Origin of the sequence: Bradyrhizobium sp. dw_78, assembly GCF_018449525.1 — a bacterium.
Taxonomy (GTDB): Bacteria; Pseudomonadota; Alphaproteobacteria; order Rhizobiales; family Xanthobacteraceae; genus Bradyrhizobium.
In genome coordinates, this window is the sequence record NZ_JAAVUS010000001.1 from 283,671 (window position 1) to 300,278 (window position 16,608).

At 63.7% G+C, this 16,608-nt stretch carries 14 protein-coding genes; 8 read left to right on the forward strand and 6 right to left on the reverse strand.

Annotated elements, in window-relative coordinates; all coding sequences use genetic code 11:
- The first annotated feature begins 204 nt into the window (after positions 1-204).
- The gene (locus HB630_RS01350; protein WP_213770668.1) at positions 205-936 is read left to right on the forward strand and encodes an SDR family NAD(P)-dependent oxidoreductase; all 732 of its coding nucleotides are present in this window, start codon (positions 205-207) and stop codon (positions 934-936) included.
- A gap of 227 nt (positions 937-1,163) precedes the next feature.
- Here HB630_RS01350 and HB630_RS01355 read toward each other — a convergent pair whose 3' ends face one another.
- Entirely contained in the window at positions 1,164-2,636 is a 1,473-nt protein-coding gene (locus HB630_RS01355; RefSeq protein WP_213769582.1) for an aldehyde dehydrogenase family protein, read from the reverse strand.
- Between the two features lie 252 nt (positions 2,637-2,888).
- Between HB630_RS01355 and HB630_RS01360 the strand changes: the two genes are divergently transcribed.
- Positions 2,889-3,965: a helix-turn-helix domain-containing protein gene (locus HB630_RS01360; protein ID WP_213769583.1), complete on the forward strand. Its 1,077-nt coding sequence runs from the start codon at positions 2,889-2,891 to the stop codon at positions 3,963-3,965.
- Here the strand turns inward: HB630_RS01360 and HB630_RS01365 are convergent.
- Positions 3,938-5,503 carry a DUF4403 family protein gene (locus HB630_RS01365; protein ID WP_213769584.1) on the reverse strand — a complete coding sequence of 522 codons (1,566 nt, stop codon included), beginning with the start codon at positions 5,501-5,503 and terminating at the stop codon, positions 3,938-3,940. The genes HB630_RS01360 and HB630_RS01365 overlap by 28 nt on opposite strands.
- Positions 5,504-5,767: 264 nt before the next feature.
- Complete coding sequence (locus HB630_RS01370; protein WP_213769586.1) at positions 5,768-6,469, reverse strand: L,D-transpeptidase; 702 nt, start codon at positions 6,467-6,469, stop codon at positions 5,768-5,770.
- Between the two features lie 273 nt (positions 6,470-6,742).
- On the opposite strand from HB630_RS01370, the gene HB630_RS01375 reads away from it, so the two are divergent.
- From HB630_RS01375 to HB630_RS01385, 3 genes are all read left to right on the forward strand, one after another.
- Entirely contained in the window at positions 6,743-7,798 is a 1,056-nt protein-coding gene (locus HB630_RS01375) for a glycosyltransferase family 1 protein (protein WP_213769588.1), read from the forward strand.
- Positions 7,799-7,830: 32 nt separating this feature from the next.
- The gene (locus tag HB630_RS01380) at positions 7,831-8,520 is read left to right on the forward strand and encodes a methyltransferase domain-containing protein (protein ID WP_213769589.1); all 690 of its coding nucleotides are present in this window, start codon (positions 7,831-7,833) and stop codon (positions 8,518-8,520) included.
- A gap of 129 nt (positions 8,521-8,649) precedes the next feature.
- On the forward strand, positions 8,650-9,282 hold the full coding sequence (locus HB630_RS01385) for a hypothetical protein (protein WP_213769590.1): 633 nt from the start codon (positions 8,650-8,652) through the stop codon (positions 9,280-9,282).
- Between the two features lie 138 nt (positions 9,283-9,420).
- Here the strand turns inward: HB630_RS01385 and HB630_RS01390 are convergent, their stop codons facing one another.
- Entirely contained in the window at positions 9,421-11,085 is a 1,665-nt protein-coding gene (locus tag HB630_RS01390) for an aminotransferase class III-fold pyridoxal phosphate-dependent enzyme (RefSeq protein WP_213769591.1), read from the reverse strand.
- 34 nt (positions 11,086-11,119) lie between these two features.
- Between HB630_RS01390 and asd the strand changes: the two genes are divergently transcribed.
- On the forward strand, positions 11,120-11,989 hold the full coding sequence (asd, locus tag HB630_RS01395; protein WP_213769592.1) for an archaetidylserine decarboxylase: 870 nt from the start codon (positions 11,120-11,122) through the stop codon (positions 11,987-11,989).
- Between the two features lie 86 nt (positions 11,990-12,075).
- Positions 12,076-12,873, forward strand: coding sequence for an NUDIX hydrolase (locus HB630_RS01400; RefSeq protein ID WP_213769593.1), 798 nt, complete (start codon positions 12,076-12,078; stop codon positions 12,871-12,873).
- A 165-nt stretch (positions 12,874-13,038) separates the two neighbouring features.
- Here the strand turns inward: HB630_RS01400 and HB630_RS01405 are convergent, their stop codons facing one another.
- A complete protein-coding gene (locus HB630_RS01405) occupies positions 13,039-14,076 on the reverse strand; it encodes a FecR domain-containing protein (RefSeq protein WP_213769594.1) in 1,038 nt (345 codons plus the stop codon).
- Positions 14,077-14,652: 576 nt separating this feature from the next.
- On the opposite strand from HB630_RS01405, the gene HB630_RS01410 reads away from it, so the two are divergent.
- Entirely contained in the window at positions 14,653-15,915 is a 1,263-nt protein-coding gene (locus HB630_RS01410; RefSeq protein WP_213769595.1) for an extensin family protein, read from the forward strand.
- Between the two features lie 2 nt (positions 15,916-15,917).
- On the opposite strand, the gene HB630_RS01415 is transcribed toward HB630_RS01410, so the two are convergent.
- Positions 15,918-16,565, reverse strand: coding sequence for a TetR/AcrR family transcriptional regulator (locus tag HB630_RS01415; RefSeq protein ID WP_213769597.1), 648 nt, complete (start codon positions 16,563-16,565; stop codon positions 15,918-15,920).
- Positions 16,566-16,608: the final 43 nt, after the last annotated feature.

Below are 16,608 nucleotides of genomic sequence, written 5' to 3' on the forward strand. Positions count from 1 at the left end.
CGTCCCATGTCCGAAAAGTCGGCCCCTCTGCGTCCGTCTATCTATCAGAGATCGGACTTGATAACATCGTGCCGGAACGACGCCCGGCGCGGAGCACGCATCCGCGCGCGGGCGTTGACGGATCAATCCGCCGCATCACTGTGTTCGTTGATATATAACGGATGGAACGGCGGTATCAAAATACGCGATTGAGGAATCATGACCATCACGCCGGACTTGAAAGGCCATATCGCGCTGGTGACGGGTGGCTCGCGCGGCATCGGCGCCGCTGTCGCCGTGGCGCTGGCCGAGGCGGGCGCCGCCATTGCCGTCAATTACCGGGAGCGCGCCGCCGACGCCGAGGCGGTGGTGGCGAAGATCAAGGATAAAGGCGGCCGCGCGATCGCCGTCGCCGCCGATGTCTCGCAAGGCGAGGCGGTCGCGGCGATGGTCGGGCAGGTCGCCGCGGCGCTCGGCCCGATCGACATCCTCATCAACAATGCCGGCATCGCGATCGTGCGCGGCATCGACGACCTGACCGAAGCCGAGTTCGACCAGACCATCGCCGTGAACCTGAAATCGGCATTCCTCTGCACCCAGGCGGTGGTGCCCGCGATGCGCGCGAAAAAATGGGGACGGATCGTCAACATCTCGTCCGGCGCCGCGCGCGGGGCGGGCGTGATCGGCATGCACTACAACGCCTCGAAGGCGGGGATGGAGGGATTGACCCGCGGCTATGCGGCGCGGCTGGTCAAGGAGGGCATCACCGTCAACGCGGTGGCGCCGACGCTGATCGAGACCGACATGATGCGCGGCCGGCCCGAACTGGCGCGCAACATCCCGCTCGGACGTCTCGGCCGGGCCGATGAAGTCGCCCAGGCGGTGCTGATGGTGCTCGGCAACGATTACATGACCGGTCAGACCGTTCCCCTCAATGGCGGCATGGCGTTCAATTGACTGCGTTCGTTTGATTGTTGTCACGCGACGTGGGCCGCTCCGATCAACTTTCCTGAAGCATTTCCGGTGAAGCCATCCTTCGAGACGGCACTTCGCGCCTCCTCAGGATGAGGTCTTCCCTGGAGGAGGTTTCAAAACGGGTACAACCTCATGGTGAGGAGCGCGGCAACGCCGCGCGTCTCGAACCATGAAGCCAGCGAGAACCGATCCCGAGAGCTATGCTCGCCTTAGATCGGGAAGGCGCGCTGGCCGCGCTGCATCGTGATCCATTTGAGCTCGGTCATTTCTTCCATCGAGAAGCGGCCGCCTTCGCGGCCGTAGCCGCTGTTCTTGACGCCGCCGAACGGCACGTGCGGTTCGTCCGAAACCGTGCAATCGTTGAGATGCACCATGCCGGCTTCGAGCCCGAAGGCGAGGTCAAGCGCCTTCTGCATGTCGTTGGTGATCACGCCCGATGACAGGCCGTAGTCGGTCGCGTTTGCCAGTTCGAGCGCTTCTTCATGGTCCTTGACCTTGATGATCGAGGTCACCGGCCCAAAACTCTCCTCGTGGAAGATCCGCATGTCGGGCGTGACGCCGCTGAGCACGGTCGGCCAGTAATACTGGTCCTTGTGGGTCGCCCCGCACATCAGCCTGGCGCCCTTGGCGACGGCGTCCTCGACATGGCCGTCGATCACGGCGCATTGGGTGCCGCGAATCAGCGGGCCGATCACGGTGTCGGGATCGCGCGGGTCGCCGACCTTGAGGCTCCCGGCGACGGCGGCGAAACGCTCGCAGAACGCATCGAAGATCGGCTCTTCGACCAGGATGCGCGAATTCGCCATGCAGACCTGGCCCTGATGAAAGAAGATGCCGAACGCAGCGGCCTTGACGGCGTAATCCACGTCCGCGTCGCCCAGCACGATCAACGGGCTCTTGCCGCCCATCTCCAGCGTAAAGCGCTTCAGGGTCTTGGCGGCTTCGACCGCGAGATGGCGGCCGGTGCCGGTCGAACCGGTGAAGGTGATCATCCGCACCCGGGGATCGGCGAAGAGGGTCTTGCCGATTTCGGCGGCCGGTCCCGGAATGACGCTTAGCAGGCCCGGCGGCAGGCCGGCCTCGTCGAACACTTCCGCGATCTTCAGGCCCGTGACCGGCGTGAGTTCGGAGGGCTTCAGCACAAACCCGTTGCCGGCGGCGAGCGCCATCACCACCTTCTTCATGGCGAGCAGGAACGGCGCATTGAACGGCGCGATGCCGGCGATGACGCCGAGCGGCTGGCGGATGGTGAAACCGAACTGACCCGGCGCGGTCAGCGGCATGGTCTCGCCGGGCGACCGGCGCATTTCCGCGGCCGCGGTCCGCAGCAGGTCGAAGCAATAACCGACCTCGAAGCCTGCCTTGCCGGCAACCGACCCGGACTCCGCGATCAGGACATCGGTGATGTCCTGGGCCTTGGCCGCGAGCACGTCGGCCGCCTTCAGGAAGATGCTTTCCCGCGCCGAGATCGGTGTCGCGAACCAGGCCTTGTAGGAGGTGTGCGCGGCGGTGATGGCCTTTTCGGTTTCGGCGGCACCCGCCTGCTGGACCCGCGCGAACAACTCGCCGGTCGCGGGGTTCATGCTTTCGGTGGAGTCGTTGCGCGACGAGCGCGTCCACTGGCCTCCGATATAGAGGTTGTAATGTGGTACTTCGTTGATCATCTCGAACGATGCGGGCATGCAACTCTCCTTGTTTCGGGACACGATATTGTTGGACGGTTCATTGCTGGACAGTTCTTGGGCACGACCTCACAAGCCGCCGGACCTGACGGAGGGGGCTTGCTTCCGGCGTCAGGCTGGATCGGTTCTGGAATGGGGTCTTGACAGTTTGCGGTCCCGATTTGACTTAAACTCAGATTTCTCGTCGACAGTCCGGACGCCCTGTGATTAGCTTTCTCGTTCGCTGCAATACAGTTTCACCGAGGTCCCGCCGTGACTTCGCTGCCTGGCACGACAGGGCAGGGCAAAGACGCCCCGCCGCCGCCTTATCGGGAAATTGCCGGCCTGCTCACCACGGCCAGCGTCCCCGCGGCCAAGCGTCTCGACTTCTGGCGTGAAGTTGTTTGCCACACCATCGCCGGTGTTGAAGCGACCGCGCTGGCGGAAGAGCAGCCTTACGCCGGCGCCATCCATGCCCGTTCGATTCCGCTGGTACACATGCCGAGCTTCGATCTGGTTCGGGTCGAAGCCGATCCGCAACGGATCAACCGCACCCGCAAATTGATCGGCCTCCAGACCGAACCAACCTGGCTGCTGATGGTGCAGGGCGAAGGCACCTGCACCATACGCCAGGGCGGGCAGGAGGCGACGCTCGAACCGGGAGACATCGGTTTTCTCGATACGGTTCGTCCCTATGAAGTGATGTTCCCGCACGCCTTCAGGCAAAGCATCCTGAAGATGCCGACGCCGCTGTTCTACGACATCGTCCCCAGAAATTGCGACGTCGCCGGCATGGCGCTGTCCGGCGACGATGCGCTGACGGCGATCGCCCGCCAGAACATCGTCCTTCTCGAACGCTTCGTTTCCGCGATCGATCCGGTGCTGTTGCCCGCCGCCGCCAACCGCACGCTGGAACACCTCGCTTTGGCGGCGCGGTCTCTGTTCGAAGGCCGGATCGGGCGGCACGGGCATAACGCGTCCGCGTCCGCCTTTGCGCGCGCCTGCGCTTACATCTCGGGTTCGCTGGGCGACCCGTCTCTATCCGTCGAGCAAATCGCCGCGGCCGTCGGGCTCTCCAGCGGCCATCTCCAGCAGGTGTTCCGGCAAAGCTCGGGAGCCACGGTGGGTGAATATGTGCGGGAGCGGCGCCTGGCGTGCTGCCGGCGCGACCTTGCCGATGCGAGCCTTGCTCACCAGAGCATTACGTCGATCGCGTTCCGCTGGGGCTTTTCGGAATCGAGCAGCTTCAGCCGGGCGTTTCGCAATGCTTTTCAAACAAGCCCGCGCCGATACCGCGATGGCTGCCGACAGGATCGCTCGGCTCATAATCCTTGCAGTGACGTGACGTAGACATTGATCGTGCCGTTGGCCTCGGTGATCAAACGCAGTGTTTTGGAATCGAAGGCGATATAGGCCAGCCGCGCGCTGGTGATCTCCGACGTCACCTGCATGCCGTCGCCGCTCTTCCGAAAATCCGCCAGCGCCGTGTTGATCTTCTGCTGGGCGTTCGCCGTGAACGGCTTGAGGTCGATGACGGCCTTGTCCGCCAGCACCTGTTGCAGATGCGGCATGGCCTCGCGCGCCGCGGCCCCAAGCAGGCCGAACGCCGCCTCGGATTCGACGGCAAGCCGGACATCGGTCAGCCGCAGCGTCTGCTGCGCCGGATCGAGCGTGGGCCGGCCCCAGATCTGCACGGTGGCGTCGGCGCCGAATCCGAACCAGCTCTTCTTTTCCTTGGCGTGTACCAGCAGCGAAATCAGCAGCCGGTCGCCGGACGGCGCGACGGTGGCGTGCTTCACGGTGACGTCGACCGCGCCGGAGCCGTCTTCGGGAAACGTCTTGCCGACGAACTCCGCGTCCACGATTCTGTTGATGTCGGTGAAGGGCATGTCGATCGGCATGTCGATGCTGACGCCTCCCGGCGTCGGCGGAATGATCGAGATCTGGTCGGGGAACGGGCAGTCCGGCTTGGTTTGCTGCGAGGTGATACGGGTCTCGGCCTCGATGCCCATCGTCACCGTGACCGCGGAAGCATCCACGGTCGGCTGCACCGCGATGGCCCGAATGGGCCGTAGTTCGAGCCAGAGCGGCGGCAATGACGCCGCGGCGTCGGCGCCCTGCAGCGGAATCGAGCGGCACATCTTCGCCCATTGCTGCTGCGCGCTCCGTTGCAGCGTCGAATCCTTGCGGATCCGCTCCGCCGCCGCCTCGAGCTGATCGGTCACGGTCTTGTCGATCAGCGGCTTGACCTGGGCGGGGACGCTGACGCGCGCGCCGGCCACCGAAAGGTTGGTGTCGCCGAGATTCACCTGCGCGCCGAAATTCGGCTCGAAATGCCAGCTCGCCGCGAGCTTCGGCCGCGAGGTGATGGTGACGCTGCCCTTTATTTCCGCATTGGCGGTGAGCGCCTTGATGCTGATGCCGCCGATTTCCTTGGCTGCCTTGTCGCCGAGCAGGCTGCCGAGCGCGCTGACCGCGCTGGTCGCTTTCGACGACAGCGAGCCCGTCACGTTGAGCGTTCCCGTCAGCGCCGTCGCCAGCGACAGCACGTCCTGCGCGCCGGTCGCTGCGATCGGGCCGCGCGCGGCGGTCCAGCCGATATCGGCGTTTTGCAGGATCTGCGACACCGGGTTGTCGGCCTTGCCCTGGAAGTTGCGCGGCACGCTGCGGTCGGCGGCGTCGCGGATGGCGTTGAGCGAGATCGAGACCGGCGCCAGGATCACGGAACTTCGCGTCACCGGCGGCAGCGGCGGCAATTCGGTCAAGGTTGGTCCGCGCAGCGCGGCGCCCGGCGATAGCCAGTCCATGATCTTCAGGCTGGCGTAGAACGAGACCGCGATCACCGCGACCGCAAGCAGGATCGTCCTGAGACTGAACGGTAGACGCATCATTCCCCCGGATTAGGGCATGATCCGGAAAAGCGGCAACCGGCTTTCCGGGAAAATCATGCTCAAACAAAGCGATGAGATCATGATTCAATTCGGCCCTATCGGATCATGATCTCCTGAACCGCCGAGTCTACAGGGTGGATTCTGCTGGCGCCAGAGTGGGGGAAGCGGGCCAGTTGGCTGGCTTGATGGCCGGCTGCAAGCAGAAATGGCGCGAATACCGCGCCATTTTCCAGGCGGGAACGAGTCCGTCGGGGGGCTGGATCAGATCCGCTTGCCGTCCGGGTTCAGCGCCTGCCGGTTCGCGGGCAGCACGATGACCTTGGTGCCGATCGTGACCCGAGAATAGAGGTCGGTGACGTCCTGGTTGGTGAGGCGGATGCAGCCCGACGAAACCCGCGTTCCGATCGTCGACGGCTGGCTGGTGCCGTGGATGCGATACACGGTGTCGCCGAGATACATCGCGCGGGCGCCGAGCGGATTGCCCGGTCCGCCGGCCATGTAGCGCGGCAGATAGGGTTGGCGCGCGATCATTTCCCGGGGCGGGATCCAGTCCGGCCATTCGGCTTTCCGGGTCACCGACTGCACGCCGGACCAGGTGAAGCCTTCGCGGCCGATGCCGATGCCGTAACGGATCGCCTGTCCGCCGCCGAGCACATAATAGAGATAGGTGTGGGGCGTATCGATGATGACGGTGCCGCGCGCCTCGCGGGTGGGGTAGCTCACGATCTGGCGCTTCAGCTGCGCCGGCAGCTCGGGCGCGCTGCCGGCATGTTCGTTGTTTTCGCTTTCGTCGGGCACGGCCTGTGCCGACGGAGCCGCTACTTGCGGCACGATCATGAAGGGAGAGAACGGAAGCGGCGCCGCACCGGCCGGAGCGCAAAGGGCAACGGCCCCGGCGGCCAGCATGGCGAAGGCGGCGAAAGCGACATGGCGGGAAGCCGGCGATTGATTGAACTCAAACATTGGTCGCCCCTGTTCGATTCCACGCGTCTGCAAGCGCGCGGCCGGAGGCTATTCATAGCGGATACGGGTTGCCGGACGTTTGCGTCAAAACAGCAAAACGGTCCGATCCGCGTAAGGAATTGTTTCATGACAGTTTGATGAGGGCTGCCGGGATTTGGGCGCCGCAGGGTTAATGAAAAAACTGTCTAACAGTTCGATGACGTCATACGCCTGAAATATCCTTGGTTAAACGTGCGGGGGATCGAGGAATCAGGAAGCGTTCAGGCCCCGACGATGCGGATTTTAATTGCGACCGATGCTTGGCATCCGCAGGTGAACGGCGTGGTCCGTACCTTGACCTCGCTGGCGCGCAGCGCGTCGGCGCTGGGCGCCGAGATCGAATTTCTGACTCCAGAGGGTTTTCCTTCCGTCACCGTCCCGACCTATCCGGGGCTGCGGGTGGCGTGGCCCAACCGCCGCGAGATCGCCCGGCGGATCGAGGCGGCCGCGCCGGATGCGGTCCATATCGCGACCGAAGGCCCGGTCGGCTGGTCGGTCCGGGCCTATTGCCGCCGCCGCAAGCTTGCCTTCACCACCTCCTATACGACGCGGTTTCCGGAATATATCCAGGTCCGCACGCTGCTTCCGGTCAGCGTCGGCTATGCGGTGCTGCGCCACTTTCATGACGCCGCCGCCATGACGATGGTCGCGACCGCCTCGCTGAAGCAGGAGCTTGCCGCGCGCGGGTTCAGGAAGCTCGGCTTCTGGACCCGCGGCGTCGATACCGACCTGTTCAGGCCCGACGAGCCGGCGACGCTCGATTTGCCGCGGCCGATCTTCATGACCATGGGCCGGGTGGCGGTCGAAAAGAACCTCGACGCGTTTTTGTCGCTGGACCTTCCGGGGTCCAAGGTCGTTATCGGAGACGGGCCGCAGCGCACCGAACTGGAGCGCCGCTATCCCGACGTGAAATTCCTGGGCGAGAAGACGGGCAAGGATTTGTCATCGCATCTGGCGGCCGCGGATGTCTTCGTGTTTCCGAGCCTCACCGACACGTTCGGCGTGGTTCAGCTCGAAGCATTGGCCTGCGGCACCCCGGTCGCGGCGTTTCCGGTCACCGGCCCGCTGGACGTGATCGCGGATCATCCGATCGGCGCGCTGGACACCAATCTGCGCGACGCCTGCCTGCGCGCGCTCGGCATGTCGCGCGAGACATGCCGCAGCTTCGCGCTGGAGCGTTCCTGGGAAAACAGCGCAAGACAGTTCATCGGCAATTTAACCGCGTTGCATCCGAGCCGTTCTCTGCAACCTGCCCGCCGTATGGCGCGCAGAACCGCAGCGCGCGGCTGACCAACCCCTCACGACAGCGAGTGAAAGACACCATGGCGGAAATCATCAAACTCGAAGACCCTCGGCCGCTGGATATCAACCGCGAGATGGTCGAGCAGGCCTATGACCGCTGGGCTCCAATCTACGACCTCGTGTTCGGCGGCGTATTCAGCAAGGGCCGCTCCGCCGCGATCCAGGCGACCAACAAGCTCGGCGGCCGCGTCCTCGAAGTCGGCGTCGGCACCGGCATTTCGCTGCCGCTCTATGCGCCGAACGTCCGCATCTTCGGCACCGATATTTCGGAAGCGATGCTGAAGAAGGCGAAGCAGCGCGTCACCGAAGGCCGGTTGAAGAATATCGAGGGGCTTGCGGTGATGGACGCCGAGCAGCTCGAATTTCCCGACAATTCCTTCGACGTGGTGATGGCGCAATATGTCGTCACCGCGGTGCCGAATCCGGAAGCGGCGCTCGACGAATTCGCCCGTGTGCTGCGGCCCGGCGGCGAGTTGATCATCCTCACCCGCGTCAGCGCCGATGACGGCATGCGCCGCTTCATCGAGCAGAAATTGCAGCCGGTGGTGCGCCGGCTCGGCTTCCGGACCGCCGAATTCGCCTGGTCGCGCTACACAAAATGGCTGGCGGGCGCGAAGAGCATGGAACTGGTGGAACGCCGGCTGATTCCGCCGCTCGGTCATTTCTCGCTGGTCCGTCTCCGCAAGATCGAAGTGGCGGCCGCCGCGTAGCTCACGCGGCCGGCCTTCGGCCGCGAATGTGTCGATTGCAAACTGTCATATGTCATCATGATGATGTCATATCCCGTACATCGAATCCCACTAGCGTGAATGCAGGGTTTAAATTCAGGGGAAACAACGATGAAGAACTTTCTGGAAGAGTTGCACATCCAGCGTTGGGACGATCATCGCTATTATCACCACAGCCGCATCAACCAGAGCCTGCACTTCGTCAGCGCCATCAGCTTCATGGTCGGCTATGTCATGATGTTCTTCGATCCGATGATGTCTGCGCTGATCGGCTGGCTGGTTTCAATGACGTCGCGTCAGGCCGGCCATTTCTTCTTCGAGCCCCGCGGTTATGATCACATCAACCAGACGACCCACGAGCACAAGGAAGAGATCAAGGTCGGCTACAATCTGCGCCGCAAGGTGGTGCTGATGACAATCTGGGCGCTGTCGCCGCTGGTCCTCTATGCCGATCCGACCATGTTCGGCCTCTTCACGCCCTGGGTCTCGCCGGCCGATTTCATACGGCAGGTCGCCAAGATCTGGCTGGCAGTCGGCATAGGCGGGCTATTGTTCCGTACCGTTCACCTGTTCTTCATCCGCGACGTCGAGACCGGCCTGGTCTGGATGACCAAGATCCTTACCGATCCCTTCAACGACTTCAAACTCTACTACAAGGCGCCGCTTGCGTTGCTGCGCGGCGAGCTGATCGATCCGGGTCTCGATATCCTCGAGCACCAGGGGCTGGAAGAGCAGCACGCCTGAACGCCGAAGAATCGCTTCAACACGCGTCATGGCCGGGCTCGTCCCGGCCATCCACGTTTTAGGGCTGTCATGAAATTGGAACGATCTGCCGCGACAGCCATCATCTCACTCTCTCCCGGAGGGAGAGGGGGCCTGACGTTATCGCTTGAATTTGCTCGCGAGCATCTCTTTGAGAATCTGGCGGCGGATTTTCTTGTTGGTGAGCGAGGCGTCGTGCCACCACCAGCCGTCCCGCTTCATCTTCCCGGCCGCGGCGACGAAGCGGTCGGCGACCTCGGCAAAGTCGGCGTCGGTATAGTTCAGGCTGAAAATGAAACGGCCGGTGCCGACCCAGCTCAGCGCCAGCCCTTCGGCGCGCAGATAATATTGCAGCATCCAGTTGTAGCGCGACGGTTCGGTGTAATGAACCGTCCAGATCGAGGACAAATTGTCGACCCCGACCGGCAGGCCCTCGCTGGTCAGCCGTTCGTTCAGCTGCCGCGCCCGCTCGTTCCAGAGCTCATCGAGCCCGTTATAAACCGAGGAAAAATTGGGGCTGGCGAGCCGGCTCAGGAACTCGTCCATCGCCGTCATGACATAGGGATGCGAATTGAAGGTGCCGCGGGCGAAGCAGACGTCGGCGGGGCGATCGTCGCGGAAGCGGCGCATCAGCTCCTTGCGCCCGCAGACCACGCCGATCGGCAGGCCACCGGCAAGGCTCTTGCCATAGGTCACCATGTCGGCGCGGACGCCGAAATATTCCTGCGCGCCGCCGGCCGCCAGCCTGAAGCCGACAAAGACCTCGTCGAAGATCAGCGCGATGCCGCGCTCGGTGCAGATCTCGCGCAGCGATTTCAGCCACGCCGTATAGGCAGCGCGATCGAAATTGGCACGGCGGGAACTGTCGACCAGCGAGGAATCGCCGGGCGCATTGGCATTGGGATGCAGCGCCTGCAACGGGTTGACCAGGACGCAGGCGATGTCGCGCCGGGTCTTCAGCACGTGAAGCGTGCGTTCGGACATCTCGGCCAGCGTATAGGTCTCGTGCGGCGAAACCGGATTGCCGACGCCGGGCTGCACGTCGCCCCACCAGCCGTGATAGGAACCGGCGAAACGCACCAGATGGGTGCGGCGGGTGTGATAGCGGGCGAGCCGCACCGCCTGCATCACCGCTTCGGTGCCGGACATGTGGAACGAGACTTCGTCGAGCCCGGAAATCTCGCACAATCGCCTGACATTGTCGGCGACGACGGGATGATAGGCGCCGAGCACCGGGCCGAGCGGGCGGGCGCGCTTCTCGGCGTTCTCGATGCATTCCTTGTAGAAGTCGTTGCCGAAAATGTTGACGCCGTAGGAGCCGGTCAAATCGTAGAAGACGTTGCCGTCGAGGTCGGTAATGGTGACGCCCGCCGAGGACTGCACGAAGCTGCCGGCGCCGAGATGTTCGCGGACCAGGCGGCTGTATTGAAACGGCACCCGGTAAGCTTGCGTGAATTGCAAGTCGGAAATCTGCCGGGCGGCCTCCGCGGTCGTCTGCCGGCTGCGCGCGAAGCGTTCCTGGTAAAGAGCGGCGAGGCGGAAGAAGCCGTCCTGGCGCTGCGTGGCGATTTCGGCCGGCGCGCCGTCGGAACGGAAGAAGTCGTTGATGTCGAATTCGTAATAGGGGAGCAGCCGTGCCACCCTGCGCGACATCTTGGAGTGGCCGGAGAGCGAGCGATGCTTGGCCCGCGACAGCGCCAGCCGGGCGTGCAATTTGGGGACGGCTATGGCGGCGCCGGCGACCGCGGCGGCGGACAGCGAAAGAATCGGGAGCGACGAATCCATGCCACCAGCGCTAATGTCATCTGCTGACAGATTCATGACAATCCGGAACCTGATCGCCTCGCTGACGCAGCAGGAAAACCTTAACTTCCTGCTCACCAACCGCATCCCGCGGGCGGCGGCGACCCGCTTCATCGGCTGGTTCAGCAAGATCGAGCAGCCCCTGATCCGCGACCTCTCGATCGCCGGCTGGCGGTTGTTTTCCGATCTCGATCTGTCCGAGGCGCGCAAGACCGATTTCAAGAGCCTGCATGATTGCTTCACGCGCGAGCTCAAGCCCGGCCTGCGCCCATACGACCCGGATCCGTCGATCGTGTGCAGTCCCTGCGACGCCATCATCGGCGCGCATGGCGCGATCGCCGATACCGAATTGTTCCAGATCAAGGGTGCGCCTTACTCGCTGACGGATCTGCTTGGCGACCCGGCGCTGGTCGACACCCACCGCAACGGCCGCTTCATCACCTTGCGGTTGACCTCGAGCATGTATCACCGCTTTCACGCGCCATATGATTGTCACATCGAGCGGGTGACGTTCATTCACGGCGACACCTGGAACGTCAATCCGATCACGCTGAAGCGGATCGAGCGCCTGTTCTGCAAGAACGAGCGGGCCGTGATCGAGACCCGTCTTGCGACCGGCGAGGCGCTGACCCTGGTTCCGGTGGCGGCCATCCTGGTGGCCAGCATCCGCCTGCACTGCCTCGATGTCATGCTCAACGCCCAGACCGAGGGACCGACGGTCTTTGCCTGCGACGCGAATGTGCATAAGGGCGACGAGCTTGGCTGGTTCGAGCATGGATCGACCATCATCATGCTGGCGCCGGAACATTTTGAATTTTGCGACAACGTGTCGGAATCGGCGCGCATCCGCGCCGGCGAGCCGTTGATGCGAAAGTCAATCGTGTAATTGGCTTTGCCGCCGCGTGCGTTTATACATCGACGTTTGAATCCGATTCGAAATCGCAAACTCGAAATCGCTAACAAGGGTGAAAGATGGCGCGAACGCCTGTTCTGGCGGCGGGTGGCATTGTGCTGCGGCAGGAAAAAACGCCGCTGATCGCGGTCGTGCGCCTGCGCAAGCGGGACGAATGGGTGCTGCCCAAGGGCAAGCTCGATGACGGCGAGACGCCGCGCGCCGCCGCGAAACGCGAAGTGCTGGAAGAAACCGGACATGAGGTTTCCGTGCATGAATTCCTGGGAACGCTGGTCTATGAATCCGGCGGCCGTTCCAAGGTCGTGCATTATTGGCGGATGGCGGCCGGCAACAAGCCGACCCGCGAATTGATGCAGGACGTGCGGGCCGTCGATTGGCTGCCGCTGAATACCGCGGTTGAGCGGCTGTCGCGCGGCCATGAACGCGCGTTTCTCGCCAATGTCGGGCCGATCGCGCTCAAGGCGGCGACAGTTGTCAAAGCCGCGCCGCGGTCCAAGGTCAAGCCGGCTGCGCCCGAAAAGCGCCGCAGCCGCCGTGTCGCGCCGCCGCCCGCGGTTTCGGAACCGGTGCCGGTGACATTCGAACCGGCGCCGGCGGCGCCGCCTCCCGATTCCGCCGCGCCCATGCCGGAGCCGATGCAGGAAGCGGTGGCGTCGATCGCGGCCGATGCCGTGAAGTTCGAAACGCCGGAAGTGGAAACGCCGGTCGATGCGATGGAAACGGAGTTCATCACCGAACTCGCCGAACCGGACAATGTCGCTTCCATCGAGGCGCCGGAATCAACCGACGATGGCGCGGCGAGTCCGATCGGAAGCCTGGTGCAGAAAATGCGCGGCTGGCTGCGGCGCGCGGCCTGAGCTTTCGGTGATCCGGCGCCGTGATACTTCCTCTCCCGCTTGCGGGAGAGGAAGAAGTGGTACCTAGATCACATGATCCGATTAGGTCGATCGGATCATGATCTCATCTCTCTGTTTGAGCATGATCTTTTCAGAAAACCGGTTCCCACTTTTCCGGGTCATGCTCTAGCGCCTATCTTCCCTTCTTTCCCGGGGTAGCGCACGCCGCTGCAACGCGGGCCGCTGTGCGCCGGGCTGTTGCAATTGTCCCGGACGGTTCTGCAAGCCCCGCTGTTGCGGCAGACCTTGCTGCTGCTGGCCATTCCGCTGCTGCAAGCCAGGCTGCCGCGCGGGATTGTTACGCGGGTTGTTGCGCAAATTGTTCCGGTTGGGGTTGGCTTGCCGCAAGGCCCGCTGCCGGCTGACGATCTGGCGGCCGACATTCTGCGCAGCGTGGACCTGGCGCACGATACCCTGGTCGCGCAGCGCCTGCTGCGGCGAAATCATCAGCGGCACCGCGCCGAAGCGGCCGCCGGCGCCGGGCCGGATCGTAAATCCGCTCGCGCCCTGGGTGAGGAAGCCAAGCCGCGCGCCGGAACGGTCGTTGACCTCGATCCGTCCGACCCTGCCGTCGGCGTCGGGATAAAGCTTGATCGCTACATTGTTCGCGTTGTTGTCGGACGCACCTTGCGGCACTTCGATCAGGCCGGTGGTGCCGCGGATGCCGAGCGTCGCGGTCGGAGTCGCAATTCTCATATCCCCAGTCTTGGCGACGGAGGCGGCGACAAAGGCCACGGTGCCTTTGGCGATGTCGAACAGTGCGCCGTTCCGCGTGCCGCCGTCTTCATAGATGTAGCTGTCGACGGTGATCCGCGCGTTGGCGGTGAGGTTGAATGTGGTGGCGTCGTTGAAGGTGACGCCGAGTGTCGAATTCGCCGACGTTTGCAGCACGTCGTTCTGGAAAATATCGTCCTGCAGCTTGAGCGGCGCTGAAATGTTGTTGCGGGTGACGGTGGCGCTGCCGGTCAGGGTCGCGACGTTGCCGATCGGTTCATCGGCTGCGGCAGACGAAGGCGCGATGGCGGCGGAAGCCGCCGGCGCCTGCGCCTGCGCTGCGGGCTGCGCCTGCGCGACCTGCGCGACATCGGGCTGTGGGCGCGCCGCGCCGACGCTTTCGCCTGCCGTCTGCGGCGCTGCAAAACCATTTGCGGCTCCCCCCGACATCAAGCAGGTGAAAAGCCAGATTGCGAAAGCAAGGCGGCGCTGAGTCACGAGGATGTACCGGGCATGTCGATGGAACAGCAAGGAAGGGATGGTGATATCAGTCTTGTCCGGCTGAATGCCGGATGAATATTGGTGTCGCGCGCCGGAAGAACGTTCAAGCGCCGTCTTCCGGATCAACGGAATACGGCGCTTTGATGTTTGGACGGCTTATTCCGTTTGGAGGCTTGTTCTGTTCAGCCCGCGCGTTTCCAGGTCTGTCCGCCGCACAGGTTCTCGCTGCACAAGTTCGTGAAGGAGGGGTGCGTCAGATCACGCCGCACACGATCGCGCCGACGAAGGCCAGTGCAAGATACGCGGTGACAACGCTCAATTTGCCGGCGAGAGTCATGGGAAACCTCCCTGCTGCACGTTGTTAGCGCGGCAACGCCGGGGCTTGCGATCCGTTCCCGGTGTAAAAAAGTCAGCAGTGCTGTTCCATCACGACGGGGCCGCGATATGGGCTGCGGCAACGTGGTTAAGAAGTGGTGAAATCAAAACGTTGAAGAGTCTTTAAATATATTCGCCGAAGTTGCGCCGATGACGCGCGGAGTTCGTTTGTATCTCGTCGGCTCCCTGGTCCTCGTTTCGTTGGCGGGGTGTGGCCGCGGCTTTTTTCAGGTCGAGGAACGCGAACCGTGGCGGGCCGAGGCTGAAGTCGCATGCCTGAAGTCCGGCGCGGTGAAAGAGAACGCCGATATCGTCCGGATCGACCCGATCTCCGGTCCCGGCGTCTGCGGCGCGGAATTCCCGCTCAAGGTCTCGGCGCTCGGCGAGGGCGACAGCCATTTCGGTTTTGCCGATGACGATCTGCGGCCGCCGGCGCCGATCGGCAACCAGCCGCGCTGGCCGATCTCGCAACCGCCTCCGCCGCCGCAGGCCTCGCCCTATCCCGCATCGACATATCGCTCGTCGCCTTATCCGGCGCAGACCTATCAATCCGCGCCATACTCCGGCAACGCCGCGCCGCCGCCATCTTACAACGCGCCTTATAATAATGCGCCGGGAAACGGCCCGATTTCATTGACCGCACCCGGCCTCGCGCCGCAGCAGGACGAGATCGATCTGCCGCCCGACGGCGCGCCAACCGGGGCGGCACGGCCGTCTTATCCGGATGCGCAAACCTATCCCCCGCGCGACCGTTATGCCGTGCCCTATCCGCCGTCGCCGCAAGCCGAAAGCCCGCCGCGGCTGGGGGCCTCGCAGCCTTACTCGGTGGCCGCGTTCGGGCCGGTGGCGCTGAAGCCGTCAGCGACGCTCGCCTGTCCGATCGTCTCGGCGCTCGACCGCTGGCTGACCGATTCCGTGCAGCCCGCCGCGCAGCGCTGGTTCGGCGCGCGCGTCGTCGAGATCAAGCAGATCTCCGCCTATTCCTGCCGCGGCATGAACGGCAATCCGCATGCGCATGTTTCCGAACACGCCTTCGGCAATGCGCTCGATATCGCGGCCTTCACGCTTGCCGATGGACGGCGCATCTCGGTGCAGGACGGCTGGAAAGGTTTGCCGGAAGAGCAGGGGTTCCTGCGCGACGTGCAGGCCGCGGCCTGCCAGCAGTTCACCACTGTGCTGGCGCCGGGATCCAACGTCTATCACTACAACCACATCCACGTCGATCTGATGCGCCGCGCCCGCCGGCCCGTTATCTGCGAGCCTTCCGCGATGTCGGGCGAGGAGGTTGCCGCACGGGCGGCGCGGCGCAATCCCTATGCGTCACGTGAGCCGACGGTCACGGGATCGCTCGGCGGCAAGGCATCGCCGCGTACATCGAAGGCCGGCGAGGACGACGAGTTCGAAGACGAATAGCGTCAGTTGGAGCTGGGCTTCGCTTGATAGGCGGCCAGAAACATCTGCGTCGCGCTCTCGATCACTTCGGTGATGCGCTCCGCTGACGGCGGCGGCTCGGCCTGGAAGATAAACGGCAGGAACAGCGAGGCCTGGCACAACATCATGAATTGGGATGCCGCCAATTGGCAATTGTCGATCGCGACATCCTTCGCTTTCACGCGCGCCTCGAGATAGTCGGCGAGGCGGCCGATGGTCTTCTCCAGCACGTTTCCGTAATAGCGGCGACCGACCTCGGGCATCCGCTCGGCAATCGCCATCACCGTGCGGATCGCCGATCCGCCGCCCGGCCGGCACAGCAATGCGATATAGGCGTAGCCGAACTCCCGCAGCGTCGTGGCCGCGTCGCGCGTGGGATCGAAATTGAACGCCAGTCTGCCCTGTTCGAGGGTTTCCTCTTCGACGATGGCCTCGAACAGCCGGCTCTTGTCGGCGAAATAAACGTAAAGCGTTCCCTTCGAGACCCCGGCGGCGCGGGCGATCTCGCCCATGCTGGCGCCGTCAAAGCCGAGCTCCATGAAGACCTTGCTGGCGCCGTTAAGAATCTGGCGGCGCTTTGAGCCGTCCTCGTCGCTCGCGGCGCGGGGTGTGTTGGAATGGATTGCAACCATTGATTTATCTTCTTCAGGGAATTCCCGCCGCGGCGATATCCCG

Excerpts from the sequence above, each read along its gene's own strand:
- HB630_RS01355 (WP_213769582.1), bottom strand. The coding sequence starts at position 2,636 with ATGCCCGCATCGTTCGAGATGATCAACGAAGTACCACATTACAACCTC.
- HB630_RS01365 (WP_213769584.1), bottom strand. The coding sequence starts at position 5,503 with ATGCGTCTACCGTTCAGTCTCAGGACGATCCTGCTTGCGGTCGCGGTG.
- HB630_RS01370 (WP_213769586.1), bottom strand. The coding sequence starts at position 6,469 with ATGTTTGAGTTCAATCAATCGCCGGCTTCCCGCCATGTCGCTTTCGCC.
- HB630_RS01375 (WP_213769588.1), top strand. The coding sequence starts at position 6,743 with ATGCGGATTTTAATTGCGACCGATGCTTGGCATCCGCAGGTGAACGGC.
- HB630_RS01380 (WP_213769589.1), top strand. The coding sequence starts at position 7,831 with ATGGCGGAAATCATCAAACTCGAAGACCCTCGGCCGCTGGATATCAAC.
- HB630_RS01385 (WP_213769590.1), top strand. The coding sequence starts at position 8,650 with ATGAAGAACTTTCTGGAAGAGTTGCACATCCAGCGTTGGGACGATCAT.
- HB630_RS01390 (WP_213769591.1), bottom strand. The coding sequence starts at position 11,085 with ATGGATTCGTCGCTCCCGATTCTTTCGCTGTCCGCCGCCGCGGTCGCC.
- asd (WP_213769592.1), top strand. The coding sequence starts at position 11,120 with ATGACAATCCGGAACCTGATCGCCTCGCTGACGCAGCAGGAAAACCTT.
- HB630_RS01400 (WP_213769593.1), top strand. The coding sequence starts at position 12,076 with ATGGCGCGAACGCCTGTTCTGGCGGCGGGTGGCATTGTGCTGCGGCAG.
- HB630_RS01405 (WP_213769594.1), bottom strand. The coding sequence starts at position 14,076 with ATGTCGGGGGGAGCCGCAAATGGTTTTGCAGCGCCGCAGACGGCAGGC.
- HB630_RS01410 (WP_213769595.1), top strand. The coding sequence starts at position 14,653 with ATGACGCGCGGAGTTCGTTTGTATCTCGTCGGCTCCCTGGTCCTCGTT.
- HB630_RS01415 (WP_213769597.1), bottom strand. The coding sequence starts at position 16,565 with ATGGTTGCAATCCATTCCAACACACCCCGCGCCGCGAGCGACGAGGAC.